The sequence below is a fragment of the Bacillus sp. S71 genome (genome assembly GCF_016625265.1).
In the GTDB taxonomy this organism is placed as follows: domain Bacteria; phylum Bacillota; class Bacilli; order Bacillales; family Bacillaceae_G; genus Bacillus_A; species Bacillus_A cereus.
Map to the genome: position 1 here is coordinate 1 of NZ_JACVUW010000015.1, position 19,880 is coordinate 19,880.

Here is a 19,880-nt window from a genome sequence, read left to right on the forward strand (position 1 = left end):
AGTCTAAGGTAATGAAAATTACTATGATAGTCTGGTTGCAGTTTGGATTTTCACACATGTTGTGATGTATGAAAATCGAAAAGGCAACCAGGCTTTTTATTTTCTAGGAATACACATTATGATTGTAAATTTAGCTGAATAATAAATTTAATGTTCGAAATATTCGGTTCATAAGAAGTGAGGGAGGGAAGTACATTGCAAAATCAAATAGGTAAATTTGGGCGTATACTTCTCGCTGGAGGAATATTATTTACGCAAGTTGGTGTGCTAGATTACTCTGCAACGAAAGTTTATGCGGTTACAAACGACGAGCAAGGACGTTTTATCGTTCATATGGATAAACAAGAAATAAAAGTTGATGAAAATGTAGTATTAAAGATTACAAATACAAATAAACAAGATGCTAATATCGAGCTGAAATTATCTAATGAACAGCTGTTCAATGAAGCAGAAACGAAAAAAATGAACGAAAACAATAAAGCGATTCAAAACATTTCAGTAACAGAAGATCACATTGTAAAAATTGAAAAGAATGAACAAAGTAATTTTATCGGTGACGTATATGTAGTCATTCAAATGAAAAAAGCTGGAGAGTACAAATTTGAACCGATAGTGAAGTTTGAAGGGGATGAAAAGAAAATTGAATCTCCTTCTCTACATGTTGTAGAGAAAAAAGAGGCTTTAAATGTAGCCATTTCTGATGAAAATCCAAAGGCTTCAGAGGAAGTTATGAGAAAAGAAATAAGTGAAAAAGTGAAAGTATCGGAAGAAAATAAAAAACAAGAAATAAATTCTACTAATGCTGAAGTTCCAAAAGAAACGAAGACTTTAGCGAAAGAAAAGGTTAATGAAGAACTCGTACCAAAGGAAAATGAATTAAAAGAGAGCAATAGGATAAACGAAAATAATCAGGAATTACCTGCTATTCAAGCTGAGAAGGTATTAAAGAGCCAATCTCTACTAGCTGCTAGTCCTGTTACAAGTATTCTTAAATATCCAAATGTAAAGGTAATAAATAATAGAACAGGTGAAGGGCCTTCTATCTCGGGTAAATATGCTTTTAGATTTGTTTGGAGCCCACAAGTAACATATGAGGTAAAGGGTAGTAGCAATGACAGAACTGGTCAAAGTCAATATACATTTAGAAATTCAAATAGAGAACAGTACGTATTAGTAAAAAAAGCTGGTGAATATCAAGGGAAATGGATTGATGTCCGTATTAATATTCACTCTATGACAGCTTCATCTGTAGATGTTAAAACACCAATAACTAAAGGTGATGCAAAAAACTTTTTACAATTATATGGGAACGGAAGGTCAGGACAAACTTATAATGCTTCCTTTGAATTTTATGAACACGGAACAAGTAAAAAAGTACCATTAACGGCAATGTGGAATTTCAAAAGGATAAATAGTTATAAAAATGTAACGTTACGTAATGATGGTAGTCATTTAACGAATTTATACGTGTATGATACGAGTTCAATTAGGTATCAAGACAAAGGGAATAATAAAATCGAGTTTTCTGGCACAGCAGGTCCAGTAGCTACTCCAGAAGCAGATATGACAATTACATTTGATAATTTAACAGAATTACCGCTAGAAGTTAGATTAAATGCTTCAGGTGTTAATGTATCATACGACCAATTAGCGATTGCACAAATTGAAATTCCAGCTCCAAGTGTAATAGGAGATATTGTGGAAGATAATTCCCGTCAACTTTCTTATAAGGTATATCAAAATATGCCTGCTCAATCGAAAGAGATTCACTATGCGAAATCTTTTGTATTAGAAAGTGAAGTGAATAAGGATTTTACTGTGAATGATGTTTCCATTCAAGATGTGGAGAGTGGAGATGATGTAAGTAGCTTCTTTGATATTAGCAGGACAAACAATAAAGTCACTGCGGTTGCGAAAGTAAATGCGCTAAAAACAGAAGAATTCAACGGGAAAATTTATGAAATGACAATTACAGGTTCTCCTGTAAAAGGTGCTAATGTAATGAAATATTACAAAGATGGTTATCTTGAAATACCGGTGTCATCTAAAAATTATTTAGATGGCGATAAGAATGGACAAGATAGTAATCGAGATGGAATCGCAAAAATAAGGTATAAAGGTATTCCAACTGGGAAACCAGTCCCACAAAAAGTAGTGCAAGGAACAGATTTAACAAAAATGGATATTTCTAAATTTGTGACAGATTTATCTGTAGATACAAATTTGGATGTAGATAAACCAATATCAGTAGTGAAGTTAATCAATATTCCAGATACCAAAACAATAGGGAATCATACTGTAACGGTTGTAATTGAAACGAAGCAAGGTGTACAAGCGGAGATTCAAGTGCCGGTTACTGTCGTTGATGGGACTTTAAAGTTAGTAGACGTACCAAAAGAAATTACATTTGGAGATTTAACAATTCCATCGAAAACAACGACATACGCACCGAAGACGATTTCAAATCCTTTAAAGGTAACCGATGATCGTGTTAAAAAGCAAAAATGGAGTGTATATGTAAAGGAAATCACACCATTAACTTCAGCACAAAATGACACATTGACAGGAGCATTGATTTACAAACGAAATGGAAAGGATACACCTTTAAGTACTTCTAGTATAGAAGCATTCTCGTATACTTCTAAAAACGACGAGGAGGTTTCACTAAATTGGAAGGAAAACGAAGGAATTCATTTACAAGTAAAACCAGGGCCGAATGTCAAAGCAAATACTAAATATGCTGGACAGCTAGAATGGACATTAACCGATGCTCCTCTCTAAAAATATATGAAATATATAAATTTTAGAAAGGAGAGAGTAATGAAAAAAATAGTTGGTATTATCGTTTCCACAGTTATATGTGTGCCGTTTCTTATGGCAAATGTAGTAACGGCTACAAGTACGAATTCAAAAGCGGGTATTACATTTTCGAATAGCTATACACCAAATACATCAACTGATCCGACAAAGATAAATACAAAAAAAGAGACAGTTGATAAAAATAAAAATGGAGATAAATATTTACCGAAAACAGGAGGCCAGACACGGGACTTCAAACAATATATAGGATTGTTTTCGATTGTTTTATCTCTATATGTATTCAAAAGAATTAGGGGGAAGCAAGTGTATTCAAAATAAAAAATAGATGAAAACAGAGAAAAGGGGAAGGTACATATGAAACTAGCAAAATTAGCATTAATCGGTGCAGTATCATTAACATCAGTTGCAGCAGTAGGAACTTCAGCATTTGCGGAAGAGAAAGCAAATATGAAATCAAAAACAGATGTAACGTTTATTGAAGATACAAGCACAACAGATCCAAACAATCCAGAAAATCCAAATGAAAAAGTTACACCAGAGAACCCTGGTGACCATGAAATAGGAACAAAAGGTCCATTAAGTATTAACTACGTTTCTAACTTACACTTCGGCGAGCAAGTTATCTCTGGTAATGATCAAACGTACTTTGCAAAATTGGATAAAGTGAAACAAGGGAGCAAAACAGTTGAAGTACCTAACTTCGTATCTGTAACAGATAACCGTGGTACAAATGCAGGATGGAAATTGAAAGTAAAGCAAAATGCACAATTTAAAAGTGGTAATAGTGAGTTAACGAATGCAGCTTTAAGCTTAAGTAACCCAGCTGTAAATTCTGTAACTGATGCACAATATGCACCTACAACATTTAAAAATAAAGTAACGCTAGCTCCAGGTGGAGATGCGGTGGAAATTACTACTGCCGCAAAGAATAAAGGTATGGGTGATTGGACGACTGCATTCGGTAAAGGAACAGAACAAGGTAAAAAGAGTGTGAGCTTATTCGTACCAGGTACGACAGCGAAAGAAAAAGGTGCGAAATATTCAGCTGAGTTAACTTGGACTTTAGAAGATACACCAAACTAAGCTTATGCAAGATTGAAAATTAAGAATGACTGAATTTTAAAAATGATCATAAAGGGGTATAAAACTATGAAACTAGCAAAAATAGCATTAATTGGAGCGGTAACATTATCATCAGTATCAGTAGGAACGTCTGCATTTGCAGCTGAGAAAGATGGCGGGAAATTAGACTCAAAAGCATTCATTAAATTCGAGAAAAATACAGATAAAATTGATGTTGTTAATCCAGAGAATCCAGATGAAACTGTAGATCCAGTTGATCCAGATAAAAAAGGTACAGATGGTCCACTAAGTATTGATTATGTATCTAACTTCAACTTTAAAACACAAAAAGCATCAGGGAATAACGAAATCTACTTTGCAGAATTAGATAAAGTAAAGAAAAAAGTAGACGGTTCTGTAATTGACGTGCCGAACTACGTTCAAGTAACAGATAATCGTGGTACAAATGCTGGATGGCATTTAACAGTAAAACAAAATGGTCAATTCAAAACTGCAGATGATAAAGCGTTGGATGGCGCGGCATTAACATTAAAAAATTCAGCTTTGAAATCAAATGCAGGTAGCGACGCACCAACAGCAGAACAATCTATCACATTAAATCCAAGTGGTGCAGCATCTGATTTAATCGATGCAAAAGAAAACCAAGGTATGGGTACATGGGTAAATACGTTTGGTAAAGATGCAACAGAAGCGAAACAAAGCGTAGAGTTATCTGTACCAGGTAAAACGAAAAAAGAACAAACACAATACACAACTTCACTAACTTGGGAACTAACAGACGCTCCTATGTAAGTAAGAGGAATTTTAAGATAAAAGAGGAAAATGAGAAGAGATAAGGGAATGGCTTTAACCTTGTCTCTTTCTTGTCTATAAAATGGATATGAAGGGGATTACATAAGAGATGGTAAAAAAACTATTTACTAGCTTACTATTAATTACATTCTTCATGGTAAACGCTTTTTCAGTATATGCAGCTGAAATGAAATTCGCTGTGACAGCAGTTATACCAGAAAATCAAATTGATAAAAATCAAACGTATTTTGATTTGAAAATGCAACCTGGACAAAAGCAAACAATTCAAGTCCAAATGAAAAATGATACGAATAAAGAAGTTGTGGTAGAATCGTTTGCTAATACAGCAATTACGAATAGCAATGGTATTACAGATTATAGTACAGTAGAACCAAAAACGGATTCTACTTTGAAATATCCGTTTTCTAAAATTGCTAAAATGCCAAAAGAAACGAAAGTCCCAGCTAACAGCATAGTGACAGTTGATATAAACCTAGAAATGCCAAATGAGTCGTTTGATGGTGTTATTTTAGGTGGTTTATACTTTAAAGAAAAAGAAGATGAGAATGCAAAGAAAAAAGATGAAGGTGTGCAAATTGAAAATAAATATGCATACGCAATTGGTGTTGTTTTAAAAGAAACAGATGCTGAAGTAAAACCAGACATGAAATTAAACGAAGTAAAGCCAACACAAATTAACGGGCGTAACGTTGTTACTGCAAATTTACAAAACGTAAAGCCAGCAATGTTAAAAAATTTAAGTGTTGATGCAAAGGTATATAAAGAAAAAGGTACAGACATTTTATTTGAAGCGAAAAAAGAAAATTTAAGAATGGCGCCAAACTCAAACTTTGATTACGCTATTAGCTGGGAAAACAAAGCATTTGATCCAGGAACGTACCGAGTAGAAGTGAAAGCCACTGATGGCGATCAAAAATGGGAATGGACGAAGAAATTTACAATTGAAGGAAAGACAGCTGATAAGTTAAATGATACAGCGGTAGAAGCGAAAAAAGACTACACACTATATTACATTATCGGCGGAGTACTACTGTTAATTATATTATTAGTTCTTGTATTCTTCTTAGGTAGACGTTCTAAAAAAGAGGACGATAACGAAAAATAATATATTGATAGTGTAAAAAGAAATTAATGGATGTTTTACTACGAAAAATATATAATGGCTTTGTCTGTTATTTGTTGTAGTTCATTTATATTTCTATTTGTTGACCCGAATCTCGGGTCTTTTTTTATGAAATGAATTGCTATATGTTAGTAATTAGAAAAACAGAATATACAGCACTTGCAGTATGAATATAAAGAGCGGTTGTATCCTCTCACAAAAATAGGTTTCCAGCTGTAATACTGGTAGCACCAGTAAAGTCGGTGCTACCAGTAGGTTCATTTTTCGGCACAACGAAAGCATTTACGTAGGTACATGTGCTTTCTCATTTATCTATTTTTTTGTGGTCGGTTGTATTGTGTATATAAATTAAAAAAATGATAGTGTTAGAGCCACCATTTCTCCTGCGGAAGCAAAATAACATCCACATCAAAATTCTCTTTAAACCAATCATACATCAATGTCTCTTTCACTAAATATTCAGAGGCAGAGTGTGATACCCCAATTAGAGACATATTCGTTTCTTTTACATAATCCATAATGAGAGAGTATTTATGTCGGCCGTAATCATTGTCGATATGGCAATGGATTTCTCCTGTAATATATGCTTCAGCACCTTTTTCTTCTGCTTCCTTCATTAAAGATACAACATCGCCACATCCAGCGATAATTGCGATTTTTTTGATGGAATCATGTCGTTTACCTTCGAAGTCTGTGTAAGGAATCTGGAAGAGTTGTTTTAGATGTTTTTGGAGTGCTTCTGTTGATGTTTCATCTATTTCACAAATAAGGCCAACTGGTTCTTGTTCTGGACCTCCATATGCAAAGTCGTCCACTACAGTAGCGTTTAATGCTTTTGCAATTGAAATACTCGTTCCATGCGTTTGATGAAAATCCATTGGTACGTGACATGTATATATAGAAAGTTGTTTTTCTTTTATTCCTTGCAAATATTTTCCAGGAATTGGTATGAAACCGCGGCCTGATCTTCCAATTGGATCACCGCACTCCATTACAAGGGGATGGTGCATAAAGAGTAAATCACCGGGTGTGGATTGTGAAATGAATGTTTCCAGAACGTCATCTGTAGGGAATACAGCTAAAAATACTTTGTTTACATTTTCAGATCCGTGCATCATAAGGCCGTTAAATAAATCTACAAAATTTGCTTCGAAAAATTGTTGCCAAGGAAATTTGATAGGATCATATACGGCTGGGATAAATCGACTAAAGGCGCTATCTTTTCCGTATTTTTCAATTTGAAATAAGTGATCGAGTGATTGCTCTATTTTTTTTAAGGCTGGCATGTTTAAAAATCCTCCTTAAGATGATTCTTGCTTTATGAGTTGTTTATATTCTTCGTAGCAAAATAAGAAGCGGATAGGAAACAAATAAAACCTAGAATCCAGCTAATAGAAGGAGAATAGGGAAGTACATGCTGTAATAGCATTCCGCTAGAAATGAAGAAAATACTAAATAGACCTAATAACATAGGATAGCGTTGTAGTTTGAACACAGATAGTAAACATCCTTTCTTCTGCATGAACTACTCATAAAAGCTCGATTGCTGAAACTTTATCACATACATTGTATATTAGTCTTAATTTTCTGTATATAACTTTTAAGAAAAATGGTGATACAATATATGAATGATAAGAGAAGAGAGGATGAAGATTAACATATGTACGTTACTGTAACAGAAGCAGCATATAAAAAGATTATGGATACGATTCCAAGTGAAGCGAAATATATAAAGTTATTTTACGATAATGAGGGTTGCGGTTGTGTTATGAGCGGAATCATCGATTTAGTAGCTGTAGCAGAGAAAGATGAGCGCGATGTGGATATTGAATCAAGCACAATGAATTTTATCGCTGATCGTACAAAGCTTGTATTTATGGACGATAAGTTAACGGTTGATTGGCATGAAGGTGGAGGAACTTTTCAGTTGAAGAGCCCAAGCCAGTTTTATAATCCAAATATGAAATTACACGTTCGAGTATAGTAAAGGAAATGTGAGTCCAAAATGTATTTTGGACTCACATTTTTTTATTTTATAAGTCGCTATTATTGTCGATATATTGAAAAAATCGCTGATATAAATGGAGTTGCGCCGATATATTCAGAAAATCGCCGATATAATTTCATTTACCAAAACGTCCCAATAGTAAAAAGGTTTTTTCACATAATGAAATGTACATGTGATTGAATTTTCTGTATAATTTTATTTGCGGAGGGGATACGCATGAGAAGATGGGGAATTGAGTTATTAATTTTAAGTGTTGTTATTATTTGGGGGATTAACTATACGATTGCAAAGTATGGATTTTTAGAATTTACAGCAATTGAATTTACTGCACTTCGTATGATGGCGGCGGCACCGCTTCTGTTACTCCTTACCTTTTGTATTGAAAAGTCGGTTTATATGGAGCGAACGGATATACCTAGATTAATTATCGTTAGCGTTGTAGGTATTGTACTGTATCAAACGTTATTTATGGAAACTGTCAAATATACATCCGCTACAAATGCCTCTTTACTCATTTCTATTTCACCTATTTTTACAACTGCATTTGCGATTTTCTTGAAACAAGAAAAGTTTTCTTCTCGAAAGTTAATCGGTTCTATGACTGCCTTTGTTGGTGCAGCCTTAGTTTTAGTAGCAGGACATTCACTTACTAGTTCTTTTTATGGCAATGGAATTGGACTTATTACATCAATATGCTGGGGGCTTTATCCTGTTTTAGCAGGACCATTAATTAAAAAATATTCAGCATTACGTGTTACTGCATGGTCTGCATTAGTGGGTGCGATTCCGCTATTATTGTTAAGTGGTCCACATGTGTTTGTCATGCCATTTCACATTACTCACGGAATGACACTATTTGCTTTACTATATTCTATTTTCTTTGTAACAGTATTTGGTCTAGTAATGTGGTATGTTGGTGTTCAAAAAATTGGGGCGTCACATACGATGGTATATATGTATATAACGCCGCTTGTAGCGGTTCTATTTGCAGCTGTCTGGGCAAATGAATATGTATCGTTTCAACAAATCATCGGTGGAATTATCATTTTTGTCGGTCTATGGTTTGTGAAATCGGAGAAAGTAAAAGTTCATTCTATTGCAGGGGAACCTATATCAAAATAGGAAAACAGATCACCTATGATCTGCTTTCCTATTTTTTTATTTTTGGTAAGAAGATGAGAAACAAGATAGCAGTAATAAGTGGAATTAAGTTTAAAAATGGAATACGGAAGAGTGTAATAAGAATAATACCTGGAAGAAGAACACCGAGGACAGCGTAAAAAATGCTATGATTTTTCGTGTACCAATACAATGAAAGTCCAATAAGTGCAGGGATAATGAGGTGAATGAGAGCCATTAAAAAATAAATCATTAGACGCCCCCTTTATTTGTGTGCTTATTACATCATATCCGTATGTTCATAGATTGATATCATTTTTTTCATAAATGGACGAAAAAAGTTTGAAAAACCGTCACAAAATATGAGAATATAATGTTTGAAATCTTGTATAATATTATTTTCTAAAAACATTTAAACAACATAAACATACTGTTTATGTTGTTTTTAATTTGAGTGAAATGGATGTAAAGAATATGAATTTGAAAGAAATTTTTTGTCGGATAGATAAGAACGAATGAAGAGAGGTACAGCATGATTAGTATGTCACTAAGATCATTTAAAATCCAATCGTATTATATACTAGGTATTTTGTTACTAGGTTGGATGTTAACACCGTTTTCAGCACACTTTTTAGGCGCTGGAATTGGGCTTATTGTAAGTATGTATTGCGTTTGGCTTTTAGGGAGAAGAATTGAGAAGCTTGGAGATAGTATTGTAAAGAAGACGAAAGCACCGACACTCGGTATGTTTAACCGTTTTGCAGCTGCCATTTTGGGTGCTATTATTATGTACGAAATTGAGCACCACATGGTAATGTGGGCATTTGCAGTAGGGATTATGGGTGGTTATTTCTTAATCGTTGTGAATTTAGGATACTATAGCATGAAAGATGAGAAAGAACTAACAAAGAGCTAAAAGAGATAAAAAGATAAAAGACTTCTTTTTAGATGGAATAGATGATCCAGCCACGAATAGAAGCGGTCAGGGCCTTTTTTAACCCCATACGATGTGAAACCCGAGAGATGTAGCGAGTAGGGATATAATGTATATATTCGAAGCTGTAATTTTATAATCTAGATCACAGATGAAGAGATTAGCATTTCACCTTATATAAGATATAGAAAGAAGCTTACGTTTTCACGTAAGCTTCTTTTTTATGTAAGTGTGTGTAACCGTTAAGCCGCATTGGGTTTTGTCGGTGAGTACGCGAAACTTTACGGTTACACGACACTTATTCATATGAGTAAAGGGTTATTCCAACAGAAAGTTTTAATTTAAGCGATTGGACCGCCTAAGTTAATAATATCTTCAGAAACGCTTTCGAACTTTTTGAAGTTCTCTTTGAATTCATTTGCAAGCTCGATTGCTTTTGCTTTGTAAGCAGCTTTATCAGCCCAAGTTTGTTCAGGCATTAACACTTCGTCAGGTACACCTGGTACGTGAAGTGGAACTTCAAGACCGAAGATGTCATGTTTAGCTGTTTCAGTTTTTGCAAGTTCGCCGCTTAATGCTGCTTGAATCATTGCACGAGTATAACCTAAGTTCATACGTTTACCAACTCCGTACTCGCCGCCAGTCCAGCCAGTGTTTACTAGGAATACTTTCGCATCGTGTTTCTCGATTTTTTCACCAAGCATTTCAGCGTAGCGAGATGCATCAAGTGGTAAGAATGGTGAACCGAAGCAAGTTGAGAATGTAGCTTGCGGAGATGTAACGCCGCGCTCTGTTCCTGCTAGTTTACTAGTGTAACCACTTAAGAAATGATACATAGCTTGCTCTTTTGATAACTTACTGATTGGAGGCAATACGCCAGATGCATCAGCAGTTAAGAAAATAATTGTATTTGGGTGTCCAGCAACACTTGGTAGTACGATATTGTCGATCGCATGCATAGGGTATGCAGCACGAGTATTTTCTGTTAAAGTAGTATCGTTGTAGTCGGCGATACGCGTTTGGTCATTAATGATAACGTTTTCTAAAACAGATCCAAATTTGATTGCATCGAAAATTTGTGGTTCTTTCTCGTGAGAAAGGTTTACACATTTTGCATAGCAACCGCCTTCAATATTGAATACACCGTTATCAGACCAACCGTGCTCATCATCACCGATTAATTTACGGTTTGGATCAGCAGATAATGTTGTTTTACCTGTTCCAGATAAACCGAAGAATAGTGCTACGTCGCCTTCTTCACCTACGTTTGCAGAGCAATGCATAGAAAGGATATCTTGTTCAGGTAATAAGAAGTTCATAATAGAGAAGATTGATTTTTTCATTTCTCCAGCGTATTCTGTACCACCAATTAGTACGATACGTTTTTCGAATGAAACCATAATGAATGCCTCAGAGTTTGTACCGTCAACAGCTGGATCAGCTTTGAAATTCGGTGCAGAAACAATTGTGAACTCTGATTCATGAGTTGTTAATTCTTCTTCAGTTGGACGAATGAATAATTGATGTACAAATAAATTGTGCCATGCATATTCGTTAATAACTTGAATTGGTAGGCGGTAATTGCGGTCAGCGCCTGCAAATCCTTTGAAGACGAATAACTCTTCTTTTTCTTTTAAGTATTCTAAAACTTTAGTATATAATTTATTAAAATGTTCTTCAGAAATCGGTTGATTCACAGCTCCCCAAGCAATTTTGTCAGCAACCGATGCTTCTTTCACAATAAATTTATCTTTAGGAGAACGTCCTGTATATTTTCCAGTTGAAGCAGAAACGGCACCAGTCGAAGTTAATTTCCCTTCATTTCGCATTAATACTTTTTCCACTAATTGCGGAACACTTAGTTGAATCTGTGCATTGCTTCCGTTCAATAATTCGTGTAAACCAATTTGGACATTCACAGTACTCATATTTATATACCATCCTTTTCATTTAATGAAATATTTCTCGTAATCCCCAACAAGAGTATAACACAATTATATAAATAATGTATACTATTTATTTCTTTTTGTTTGTGTGAATGCATTATTTCCCTATTAATATTTCATTTCAGGCGTATTGAGAAAAACTTTCAGGAAAATGTGAATATTAATTGACAAATGAATATCATTTCTTTAGTATAGGTTGGGACGGATACTCTCTTATCCCGAGCTGGCGGAGGGACAGGCCCGATGAAGCCCAGCAACCTCACTTGTATTGATAAATGCAGGTGAATAGGTGCTAAAACCTGTGCGAGGCTACAGGTCTCGAACGATAAGAGCGAAGGGCAAAAAGCAGTATGCAAGTAGCAAATTAAACCTTTCCTCTATGTAAAGTAGGAAAGGTTTTTCTGTATGCTTGTGTGGGAGAATAAATGTATGTCGCAGTTTGTGGCAAATTAAGGATGAGTTCCGTACAATATATACAATTACTGTAGGGAGGTTTACCACATGACAAAAAAACGTCATCTGTTCACATCTGAGTCTGTAACTGAAGGACATCCAGATAAAATTTGTGACCAAATTTCTGATTCAATTTTAGATGCGATCTTATCAAAAGACGCAAATGCACGTGTAGCTTGTGAAACAACTGTAACAACTGGTTTAGTATTGGTAGCGGGGGAAATTACGACTTCTACTTACGTAGATATTCCAAAAATCGTTCGTGAAACAATTCAAGGCATTGGTTACACACGCGCAAAATACGGATTCGATGCAGAAACTTGTGCTGTTTTAACATCTATCGATGAGCAGTCTGCTGACATCGCTATGGGTGTTGACCAAGCGCTAGAAGCACGCGAAGGTCAAATGACTGACGCTGAGATTGAGGCAATTGGTGCAGGAGACCAAGGTTTAATGTTTGGTTTCGCATGTAATGAAACACAAGAGTTAATGCCACTTCCAATCTCGCTTGCTCACAAATTAGCTCGCCGTTTAACTGAAGTACGTAAAGATGATACATTATCATACTTACGTCCAGATGGAAAAACGCAAGTTACAGTTGAGTATGATGAAAATGGTAAACCAGTACGTGTTGATACTATCGTAATTTCTACACAACATCACCCAGATGTTACATGGGAAGAAATCGATCGCGACTTAAAAGAGCACGTAATTAAAGCTGTAGTACCAGCAGAATTAATGGATGGAGAAACGAAATTCTTCATTAATCCAACTGGCCGCTTCGTAATTGGTGGACCACAAGGTGATGCTGGTTTAACAGGACGTAAAATCATCGTTGATACTTACGGTGGATACGCTCGCCACGGTGGCGGTGCATTCTCTGGTAAAGATGCAACAAAAGTTGACCGTTCTGCAGCGTATGCAGCTCGTTATGTTGCGAAAAACATCGTAGCAGCTGGTCTTGCTGACAAAGCAGAAGTACAACTTGCATACGCAATCGGTGTAGCACAACCAGTATCAATTTCAGTTGATACATTCGGCACAGGTAAAGTATCTGAAGACGTACTAGTAGAACTAGTTCGTAACAACTTCGATCTTCGCCCAGCTGGTATTATTAAAATGCTAGACTTACGTCGCCCAATTTACAAACAAACAGCAGCTTACGGCCACTTCGGACGTACTGATGTAGATCTTTCATGGGAACGTACAGACAAAGCTGCAGCTTTAAAAGAGCAAGCTGGTCTATAATATATGAAAAAAAGCTTTGCGCGGTGAGCGCAAAGCTTTTTTTATTTCGTTTTACTTACAATTTGAATGCATGATTTGCAATATACTTCGCCTTCTAGCTCAATATACTTTTTCGTATTAGTCATGCCTTTTCATACGTTTGTATTTCCTTTTTACATGATTTACAAAGGGTGGGTTTCTTCTGGAAGATATGCAATCAACCTTTCATTTGACGTGCTTTACCTGCGCAAAAGGCACTGCTTAGTAAAAATAGTGTCGCGAATATAATGCTTACTAATGTAGCGTATGGAATTGCACCTTTTAAGGAAAAGCCGACAGTGATTGAAGCGATGAATAAGAGGATGAATGTTGTTGTTAATTTTTTATAAAGTTCCATACTATGTAGACCTCCAATTTATTTTTTAGTACAAGTTTTAAAATTGAATTCTATTATGTAGAAAATATAAAGAGTAGCTAAAGATGTGTAGTCTAGGAGTATAAGAAAGTGCACTTTCCTTTTTGTGGGTTAGTATACTTATATTGTATCATGGCGCATGATTGGCTTCATACATAATTGTGTAAAGATATGTATGATAAAATGAAGAAAAGTTTTTAAGAAAGGAAAGATAAAAAATGAGTGTAACTGAACATAAAAAACAAGCTCCAAAAGAAGTGCGTTGCAAGATTGTTACGATTTCCGATACACGTACGGAAGAAACGGATAAGAGCGGACAACTATTACATGAATTGTTAAAAGAAGCGGGCCATATAGTAACCTCTTATGAAATTGTAAAAGATGATAAAGAAAGTATTCAGCAAGCAGTGTTAGCTGGTTATCATAGGGAAGATGTAGATGTTGTATTAACAAATGGCGGTACTGGTATTACGAAGCGTGATGTAACAATCGAAGCAGTGTCAGCTCTATTAGATAAAGAGATTGTCGGGTTTGGTGAGCTGTTCCGCATGATTAGTTATTTAGAAGATATCGGAAGCAGCGCAATGTTAAGTAGAGCAATTGGCGGTACAATTGGACGCAAAGTAGTTTTCTCGATGCCAGGGTCGAGCGGAGCGGTTCGTCTTGCGATGAATAAATTAATTTTACCGGAATTAGGCCATATTACATTTGAGCTGCATCGCCAATGAGTAAGTGGGCTGGAATTGTATTAGCGGGCGGTATGTCGAGTAGATTTGGTGAGCCAAAAGCGTTAGCGAGCTGGCAAGATAGTACTTTTATTGAGCATATTTTGAAAGAGATGACGAGTGTGCTCCAAGAAGTTGTAGTCATCAGTCATTCTGATATAAAAGAGCGAGTAGAGCAATTCGTACAAGTTCCTGTTATAGAAGATATTCCGCACTATAAGGGAAATGGGCCGCTTGCCGGCATTGTATCAGGAATGGAATACATAGAAGCAGATTGGTATGCTATTATGCCTTGCGATGCGCCAAATGTTTCGCATGAATGGTTTACCATTTTACTGGAGCAAACGAACAATGAATATGATGCGGTTGTACCTATTATTAATGGAAGAAAACAACCGCTACTTGCGGCGTATCATAACCGCGTGAAAGAAAAGATTTATGCTTTACTTCAGGAAGAAAAAAGAAGTATGGGGCAGCTTTTATCACAATGTAATGTGAAGTATGTTTCTGGAGAAGATGTACAAGTGAATGCGGGTTGGTTTATAAATGTAAATACGAAAGAAGAATATGGGCAGGCTCAAAAAGACCTTTCAAATGAATGAAAGGTTTTTTTGATATACAGAATTGGGGAACAATTGCTGTATAAAGGTATGTGAGTAAGTTGATTTTAAGGGGAATTCTTAAAATCATTATACAGTTAAAATACTGTATAACCATATATTAATTTTTATGGGTTTTTATTACAAGTCTGTTTAGTTATGTTTATTTTTGATATAATGAATATGGAAATAAATGATATTTCACCTTATGTATCATTCATTCAACTAAAATTTACAAGTGTGTAATAAACTCCCTTCGTTTTTGAAGGGAGTTTTTCTGTTCAAGCAAGTAACTCTGATGCGGTATGCTGAATGACTTCTTCATACTGGTTAAGTAAGCCGCGAAAGATCTGATCCCAGCTTTTTGATTTCGCAAAAGATGAAGCTGCTATTCCCATTTGCTCAAGTTTTTCTTCATTTTGCAATAAAGAATAAATGGATGATAGAAATGCATCCACATTTTTAGGGGGACAAAGAATTCCGGTTTTTCCATCTGTAATAATATTTTTAACCCCGCCACTATTTGCACCAATAACAGGTGTACCGCATGCGAGTGATTCAAGTACGACATTTCCGAATGTTTCAGTAGCTGATGGAAATACCATTATGTTAGAACAAGCATATGCTTCAGCTAAATCCCCGCCTTGTAAATAGCCAGTAAAAGTGACATTTGTTTGCGGAACAGCTTCACGCAAATTTGTTGCTAGAGGGCCGTCTCCTGCGATGAGCCAATGAATGTCGTTTCGAGTATGCGATGTTTTAACGATAAGGTTTTGCAACGTATCAATATCTTTTTCAGGAGCAATTCGTCCTACATAGGAAAGAACATACTTCGCTGTAATATTATATTTTTTTCGGAATAGGTCTGTATTGTAAGCTGGATGAAAGAGTGTGCAATCTACACCACGTGCCCAAATGGAGAGGGCCTGAAAGCCTTTATTTTTTAATTGATGTAATGTTTCAGGGGAGGGAACGAAATTTTTTTGCATATGACTATGAAACCATTTTAAATAGTTCCAAAGCATATTGGAGAGAAATTCAATTTTGTAATAGCGTAAATACGCATCGAAATCAGTATGATAAGAACCGACAACTGGGATGTTTAATTTTTTTGCGTAATACAGTCCACAAAGTCCCATGTTGAAAGGTGTGGCAATGTGAATAATGTCAGGTTTAAAGGAATGAAGTTCCCGTTTAATACGCGGAGTAGGAAAAGAAAAGCGACATTCTGGATATAATATTGTTAACGGGATACTTCTCATCTTGTTCACATTAGCCACGAAATTATCTTCAGCTGTATGTTGAGGGGCGAAAACAGAATAGGCGATCTGTTCTTTCTGAAAGTAACTTGTTAATCGTTCTAACGTTTTCGTAACCCCGTTAACTTGTGGCGTAAAAGTATCGGTAAAAATGGCGACTCTCATCATATCACTCCTTTATGTGAAAAGTGGGATGAATTGATAAAAAGAGATGATGCCAGAGCAAGTGCCAAGGCACATGCCGACGAATACATCTGACGGATAGTGAAGCCCTAAATAAATACGAGAAATACCGACGCATAATGCTAACGGTAATAGGAAAGCAAGTAAGCTTGGATTATAGCAAATAAATGGAATGAAGACAGAGAAAACGGCTGTTGTATGACCAGACGGGAAAGAGTGGTCTTTTAATGGATGGACTGGATATTTCGCATCCTGAATTGTTAAATACGGACGTTTTCGTGGATACCACCTTTTTAATATTTGTACAGGAATATGGCTAATTGCTAAAGAAATAGCAGCAGCGATTGCCGCTTGGTGTAAAGTCCCTTTTGCAAAAATTAAAAAGAAAAGTGTAAGTGCAATGGAGAAAGTAGCACCACCGATATGGGTAATATTGCTGAAAAAGATATTTAATGTTTTTTGATCAAAGTAGCGATTAATTCCTTTAAAAATGTAACATTCTATTTTATATAATCCACTGACCTTCATGAAAATTCTCCTCCCTCGTTTACATATATATGGAGATATTAGCTTTTATTTTAATAAGATTTTGTTGAGGGAGTAATAATGTTTTGTAAAGAAAAAGTTAGTTTTTATATAAAAAAAGCTGCCAGTATTATGGCAGCAGTAAAATCATTTTTGTAGTGATTTATAATATTGACCTTTTTCAACATACTGCGTACGAATACGCTCCATATCTTTACGGTCTTCTTCTGTTAATTCACGAATGACTTTCGCGGGGCGACCGAAAGCTAACGTGTTTGGTGGAATTTTCTTTCCTTGTGAAACGAGGCTTCCAGCGCCGATAAAAGCTCCTTCGCCAATTTCAGCACCATCTAATATAATGGATCCCATTCCAATTAAAGCATCCTTTTTAATATGACAGCTATGTAAAATAACTTGATGTCCAACTGTAACATCATCTTCTAAAATAAGAGGATACTGAGGGCTTTGGTGGAGGGTACATTGGTCTTGTACATTTACTCGGTCTCCAATGATTGTTGGTGACACATCACCACGGATGACCGTATTAAACCAAATACTTGATTCCTCTCCAACGGAAACATCGCCTGTAATCGTAACATAGTCAGCGATAAAAGCACTACTCGCAATTTTCGGATTTTTTTCTTTGTAAGGATATATCATGTAAAGTCTTCCTTTCCTAGAGACTAGTTTTAGTGTATCAAATTATGAGAAAGAGTGAAATGGAGGAGGTCCGTATGTGGAATTATGAAGCAGAGGAAGCGAAAGCTGTCATTGTTATTGTGCACGGCGCAATGGAATATCACGGACGTTACGAAGCCGTTGCGGAAATGTGGAATCATATCGGCTACCACGTCGTGATGGGGGACCTTCCGTCACATGGAACGACTTCAAGAAATAGAGGACATATTGATTCATTTGATGAATACATAGAGGAAGTTAAATTATGGGTGAAAGAAGCAAGAAAGTATAGATTACCTATTTTTCTATTCGGTCATAGTATGGGTGGTCTTATTGTCATTCGTATGATGCAAGAAACGAAGAGAGAAGATGTCGAGGGTATTATTTTGAGTTCGCCTTGTTTAGGGGTAGTGACTGGACCCTCTGCTCCGCTTCAATTTGCTTCAAAAATATTAAATGTTGTGGCTCCAAAATTGCAATTTGCAACGAATCTTACGGTGGAAATGTCAACACGTAACCATGAAGTGAGAGATGCAATGGAGAATGATTCTTTGTTCTTGCGCAAAGTATCAGTACGTTGGTATAGTGAATTGATTAAGTCTATCGAAATTGCTCATAAAAAAATAGATGATTTTCCAGATGTTCCGCTCTTGCTAATGCAAGCTTGTGAGGATAAACTTGTAGATAAAACACGTGTCCGCACTTGGTTTGATAATGTTAAAATAAGTGATAAGGCTTTTAAAGAATGGCCGAATTGTTATCACGAGTTATTAAATGAGTATGAGCGTGATGAAATTTTGAGTTATATTCAGTCATTTACTGAAATGCATGTCAATAATATAGTAAAAACAAACAAATAAATCATTATTTGTACATTTAATAGAGGAGATGAAGGAAGAAGTGAACGTACCGAGTAATCCCATAACGCTCATGGCGAAAGTATACCGTGATGTGTTTCCGGTTGTACACCATGAGCTAGCGATGTGGAAAGAGCGTGCCTACCATATTCCGAATGATGAGCTTCATAGTCAGGCAATCGCAAGTATTGAGCATAAAACGTTTCATTGTGAGGGTGGTGGCATTTTATCGCTGCTAGCAAATGAACACCGAGAGGAATGTATTCGTTTTATCGTAGCGTATCAAACAATCAGTGACTATTTAGATAATTTATGTGATCGCAGTACATCACTTGATCCGAATGATTTTGCCGCGCTACATGAATCAATGTTAATGGCACTATCACCTGAAGTGGAAGGTGGCGGTAATTATTATCGTTACCGTGATGATCAAGATGATGGTGGTTATTTAGATGAACTTGTTGAAACGTGCCAAGATGTTTTAAAGAAAACGAAGCACTATGACAAAATTGCTCCTGTTCTTCATGAACTTGCTTGTTATTATTGTGATTTACAAATTCATAAACACGTGAAGTTAGAAGAAAGAGAACCGCGCCTGAAAAATTGGTTTGAAGCACATAAAGAAAACTTACCTGAGATGAGCTGGTTTGAATTTTCAGCATGTGCCGGTTCTACACTTGGAATCTTCTGCCTTGTAGCATATGCATTTCATGATGAATTACATGATGAAGATATTGCGAAAATTAGACAAGGATACTTTCCTTACGTACAAGGACTTCATATCTTACTTGATTATTTCATTGATCAAGAAGAAGACCGCATAGGCGGGGATTTGAATTTCTGTAGTTATTATGAAAACGAGCAAGCTATATTAGATCGTATGAAACACTTTGTAGAAGAAGCAGAGAAGAGCATTGGTGATTTGCCTCATGCGAAGTTTCATCGCCTTATAAGCCGAGGGTTACTTGGTATTTATTTATCAGATCAAAAAGTATCAGCACAAAAGAATATGCACAAAATGGCACGGCGCATTGTAAAGTACGGAGGCCTCACTTCACGATTCTTCTATTGGAACGGGAAGATGTACCGAAAGAAAATGGCGCAGTGATGAAG

At 36.0% G+C, this 19,880-nt stretch carries 21 protein-coding genes and 1 riboswitch; of the genes, 13 read left to right on the top strand and 8 right to left on the bottom strand.

Annotated elements, in window-relative coordinates; all coding sequences use genetic code 11:
* Positions 1-195 precede the first annotated feature (195 nt).
* The 5 genes from IBT51_RS23325 (at position 196) to IBT51_RS23345 (ending at position 5,821) form a co-directional block, all read left to right on the top strand.
* Positions 196-2,781: a WxL domain-containing protein gene (locus tag IBT51_RS23325; RefSeq protein ID WP_200458602.1), complete on the top strand. Its 2,586-nt coding sequence runs from the start codon at positions 196-198 to the stop codon at positions 2,779-2,781.
* A gap of 39 nt (positions 2,782-2,820) precedes the next feature.
* The gene (locus IBT51_RS23330) at positions 2,821-3,138 is read left to right on the top strand and encodes an EF2685/EF0750 family sortase-dependent surface protein (protein ID WP_000724871.1); all 318 of its coding nucleotides are present in this window, start codon (positions 2,821-2,823) and stop codon (positions 3,136-3,138) included.
* 36 nt (positions 3,139-3,174) lie between these two features.
* Positions 3,175-3,903: a WxL domain-containing protein gene (locus IBT51_RS23335; protein ID WP_000761531.1), complete on the top strand. Its 729-nt coding sequence runs from the start codon at positions 3,175-3,177 to the stop codon at positions 3,901-3,903.
* Between the two features lie 66 nt (positions 3,904-3,969).
* Complete coding sequence (locus tag IBT51_RS23340) at positions 3,970-4,695, top strand: WxL domain-containing protein (RefSeq protein WP_000761506.1); 726 nt, start codon at positions 3,970-3,972, stop codon at positions 4,693-4,695.
* A 109-nt stretch (positions 4,696-4,804) separates the two neighbouring features.
* Positions 4,805-5,821 (top strand): WxLIP family cell surface protein, encoded by a 1,017-nt coding sequence (locus IBT51_RS23345; protein WP_095690109.1) that lies wholly within the window; start codon positions 4,805-4,807, stop codon positions 5,819-5,821.
* A 383-nt stretch (positions 5,822-6,204) separates the two neighbouring features.
* Here IBT51_RS23345 and IBT51_RS23350 read toward each other — a convergent pair whose 3' ends face one another.
* Both IBT51_RS23350 and IBT51_RS23355 read right to left on the bottom strand, forming a co-directional pair.
* The gene (locus tag IBT51_RS23350; protein ID WP_200458601.1) at positions 6,205-7,125 is read right to left on the bottom strand and encodes a Nif3-like dinuclear metal center hexameric protein; all 921 of its coding nucleotides are present in this window, start codon (positions 7,123-7,125) and stop codon (positions 6,205-6,207) included.
* A gap of 32 nt (positions 7,126-7,157) precedes the next feature.
* Positions 7,158-7,361: a hypothetical protein gene (locus IBT51_RS23355; RefSeq protein WP_140155681.1), complete on the bottom strand. Its 204-nt coding sequence runs from the start codon at positions 7,359-7,361 to the stop codon at positions 7,158-7,160.
* Between the two features lie 138 nt (positions 7,362-7,499).
* Between IBT51_RS23355 and IBT51_RS23360 the strand changes: the two genes are divergently transcribed.
* Both IBT51_RS23360 and IBT51_RS23365 read left to right on the top strand, forming a co-directional pair.
* Complete coding sequence (locus IBT51_RS23360; protein WP_000289570.1) at positions 7,500-7,823, top strand: iron-sulfur cluster biosynthesis family protein; 324 nt, start codon at positions 7,500-7,502, stop codon at positions 7,821-7,823.
* A gap of 240 nt (positions 7,824-8,063) precedes the next feature.
* Positions 8,064-8,969 carry a DMT family transporter gene (locus tag IBT51_RS23365; RefSeq protein WP_088024859.1) on the top strand — a complete coding sequence of 302 codons (906 nt, stop codon included), beginning with the start codon at positions 8,064-8,066 and terminating at the stop codon, positions 8,967-8,969.
* Positions 8,970-8,997: 28 nt separating this feature from the next.
* Here IBT51_RS23365 and IBT51_RS23370 read toward each other — a convergent pair whose 3' ends face one another.
* Positions 8,998-9,219 (bottom strand): hypothetical protein, encoded by a 222-nt coding sequence (locus IBT51_RS23370; protein WP_000639042.1) that lies wholly within the window; start codon positions 9,217-9,219, stop codon positions 8,998-9,000.
* A 279-nt stretch (positions 9,220-9,498) separates the two neighbouring features.
* On the opposite strand from IBT51_RS23370, the gene IBT51_RS23375 reads away from it, so the two are divergent.
* Positions 9,499-9,882, top strand: a complete 384-nt coding sequence (locus IBT51_RS23375; RefSeq protein ID WP_000624926.1) for an ATP synthase subunit I — start codon at positions 9,499-9,501, stop codon at positions 9,880-9,882.
* 359 nt (positions 9,883-10,241) lie between these two features.
* On the opposite strand, the gene pckA is transcribed toward IBT51_RS23375, so the two are convergent.
* Entirely contained in the window at positions 10,242-11,828 is a 1,587-nt protein-coding gene (gene pckA, locus IBT51_RS23380; RefSeq protein ID WP_053563510.1) for a phosphoenolpyruvate carboxykinase (ATP), read from the bottom strand.
* Between the two features lie 228 nt (positions 11,829-12,056).
* Positions 12,057-12,178, top strand: a riboswitch (SAM riboswitch).
* A gap of 169 nt (positions 12,179-12,347) precedes the next feature.
* Between pckA and metK the strand changes: the two genes are divergently transcribed.
* Positions 12,348-13,547: a methionine adenosyltransferase gene (gene metK, locus IBT51_RS23385; RefSeq protein ID WP_000163117.1), complete on the top strand. Its 1,200-nt coding sequence runs from the start codon at positions 12,348-12,350 to the stop codon at positions 13,545-13,547.
* A 196-nt stretch (positions 13,548-13,743) separates the two neighbouring features.
* Here the strand turns inward: metK and IBT51_RS23390 are convergent, their stop codons facing one another.
* The gene (locus IBT51_RS23390) at positions 13,744-13,923 is read right to left on the bottom strand and encodes a hypothetical protein (protein WP_000424797.1); all 180 of its coding nucleotides are present in this window, start codon (positions 13,921-13,923) and stop codon (positions 13,744-13,746) included.
* 236 nt (positions 13,924-14,159) lie between these two features.
* Here IBT51_RS23390 and IBT51_RS23395 point away from each other — a divergent pair, with 236 nt between their 5' ends.
* Positions 14,160-14,669 (top strand): MogA/MoaB family molybdenum cofactor biosynthesis protein, encoded by a 510-nt coding sequence (locus IBT51_RS23395; protein ID WP_078400712.1) that lies wholly within the window; start codon positions 14,160-14,162, stop codon positions 14,667-14,669.
* Positions 14,666-15,268: a molybdenum cofactor guanylyltransferase gene (locus IBT51_RS23400; protein ID WP_078400711.1), complete on the top strand. Its 603-nt coding sequence runs from the start codon at positions 14,666-14,668 to the stop codon at positions 15,266-15,268. The genes IBT51_RS23395 and IBT51_RS23400 overlap by 4 nt, the downstream gene beginning before the upstream one ends.
* A 278-nt stretch (positions 15,269-15,546) precedes the next feature.
* On the opposite strand, the gene IBT51_RS23405 is transcribed toward IBT51_RS23400, so the two are convergent.
* From IBT51_RS23405 to IBT51_RS23415, 3 genes are all read right to left on the bottom strand, one after another.
* Positions 15,547-16,689 carry a glycosyltransferase family 4 protein gene (locus IBT51_RS23405; RefSeq protein WP_200458600.1) on the bottom strand — a complete coding sequence of 381 codons (1,143 nt, stop codon included), beginning with the start codon at positions 16,687-16,689 and terminating at the stop codon, positions 15,547-15,549.
* 12 nt (positions 16,690-16,701) lie between these two features.
* The gene (locus tag IBT51_RS23410; protein WP_000868578.1) at positions 16,702-17,235 is read right to left on the bottom strand and encodes a phosphatase PAP2 family protein; all 534 of its coding nucleotides are present in this window, start codon (positions 17,233-17,235) and stop codon (positions 16,702-16,704) included.
* Between the two features lie 144 nt (positions 17,236-17,379).
* Entirely contained in the window at positions 17,380-17,892 is a 513-nt protein-coding gene (locus IBT51_RS23415) for a gamma carbonic anhydrase (RefSeq protein WP_000640208.1), read from the bottom strand.
* A gap of 74 nt (positions 17,893-17,966) precedes the next feature.
* Between IBT51_RS23415 and IBT51_RS23420 the strand changes: the two genes are divergently transcribed.
* Complete coding sequence (locus IBT51_RS23420) at positions 17,967-18,770, top strand: alpha/beta hydrolase (protein ID WP_000267421.1); 804 nt, start codon at positions 17,967-17,969, stop codon at positions 18,768-18,770.
* 40 nt (positions 18,771-18,810) lie between these two features.
* On the top strand, positions 18,811-19,875 hold the full coding sequence (locus IBT51_RS23425) for a tetraprenyl-beta-curcumene synthase family protein (protein WP_053563513.1): 1,065 nt from the start codon (positions 18,811-18,813) through the stop codon (positions 19,873-19,875).
* Positions 19,876-19,880 lie beyond the last annotated feature (5 nt).

Bases quoted from the DNA above. Each gene is read 5' to 3' on its own strand.
- IBT51_RS23330 (WP_000724871.1), top strand. From the start codon at position 2,821: ATGAAAAAAATAGTTGGTATTATCGTTTCCACAGTTATATGTGTGCCG.
- IBT51_RS23335 (WP_000761531.1), top strand. From the start codon at position 3,175: ATGAAACTAGCAAAATTAGCATTAATCGGTGCAGTATCATTAACATCA.
- IBT51_RS23340 (WP_000761506.1), top strand. From the start codon at position 3,970: ATGAAACTAGCAAAAATAGCATTAATTGGAGCGGTAACATTATCATCA.
- IBT51_RS23345 (WP_095690109.1), top strand. From the start codon at position 4,805: ATGGTAAAAAAACTATTTACTAGCTTACTATTAATTACATTCTTCATG.
- IBT51_RS23350 (WP_200458601.1), bottom strand. From the start codon at position 7,125: ATGCCAGCCTTAAAAAAAATAGAGCAATCACTCGATCACTTATTTCAA.
- IBT51_RS23355 (WP_140155681.1), bottom strand. From the start codon at position 7,361: ATGCAGAAGAAAGGATGTTTACTATCTGTGTTCAAACTACAACGCTAT.
- IBT51_RS23360 (WP_000289570.1), top strand. From the start codon at position 7,500: ATGTACGTTACTGTAACAGAAGCAGCATATAAAAAGATTATGGATACG.
- IBT51_RS23365 (WP_088024859.1), top strand. From the start codon at position 8,064: ATGAGAAGATGGGGAATTGAGTTATTAATTTTAAGTGTTGTTATTATT.
- IBT51_RS23370 (WP_000639042.1), bottom strand. From the start codon at position 9,219: ATGATTTATTTTTTAATGGCTCTCATTCACCTCATTATCCCTGCACTT.
- IBT51_RS23375 (WP_000624926.1), top strand. From the start codon at position 9,499: ATGATTAGTATGTCACTAAGATCATTTAAAATCCAATCGTATTATATA.
- pckA (WP_053563510.1), bottom strand. From the start codon at position 11,828: ATGAGTACTGTGAATGTCCAAATTGGTTTACACGAATTATTGAACGGA.
- metK (WP_000163117.1), top strand. From the start codon at position 12,348: ATGACAAAAAAACGTCATCTGTTCACATCTGAGTCTGTAACTGAAGGA.
- IBT51_RS23390 (WP_000424797.1), bottom strand. From the start codon at position 13,923: ATGGAACTTTATAAAAAATTAACAACAACATTCATCCTCTTATTCATC.
- IBT51_RS23395 (WP_078400712.1), top strand. From the start codon at position 14,160: ATGAGTGTAACTGAACATAAAAAACAAGCTCCAAAAGAAGTGCGTTGC.
- IBT51_RS23400 (WP_078400711.1), top strand. From the start codon at position 14,666: ATGAGTAAGTGGGCTGGAATTGTATTAGCGGGCGGTATGTCGAGTAGA.
- IBT51_RS23405 (WP_200458600.1), bottom strand. From the start codon at position 16,689: ATGAGAGTCGCCATTTTTACCGATACTTTTACGCCACAAGTTAACGGG.
- IBT51_RS23410 (WP_000868578.1), bottom strand. From the start codon at position 17,235: ATGAAGGTCAGTGGATTATATAAAATAGAATGTTACATTTTTAAAGGA.
- IBT51_RS23415 (WP_000640208.1), bottom strand. From the start codon at position 17,892: ATGATATATCCTTACAAAGAAAAAAATCCGAAAATTGCGAGTAGTGCT.
- IBT51_RS23420 (WP_000267421.1), top strand. From the start codon at position 17,967: ATGTGGAATTATGAAGCAGAGGAAGCGAAAGCTGTCATTGTTATTGTG.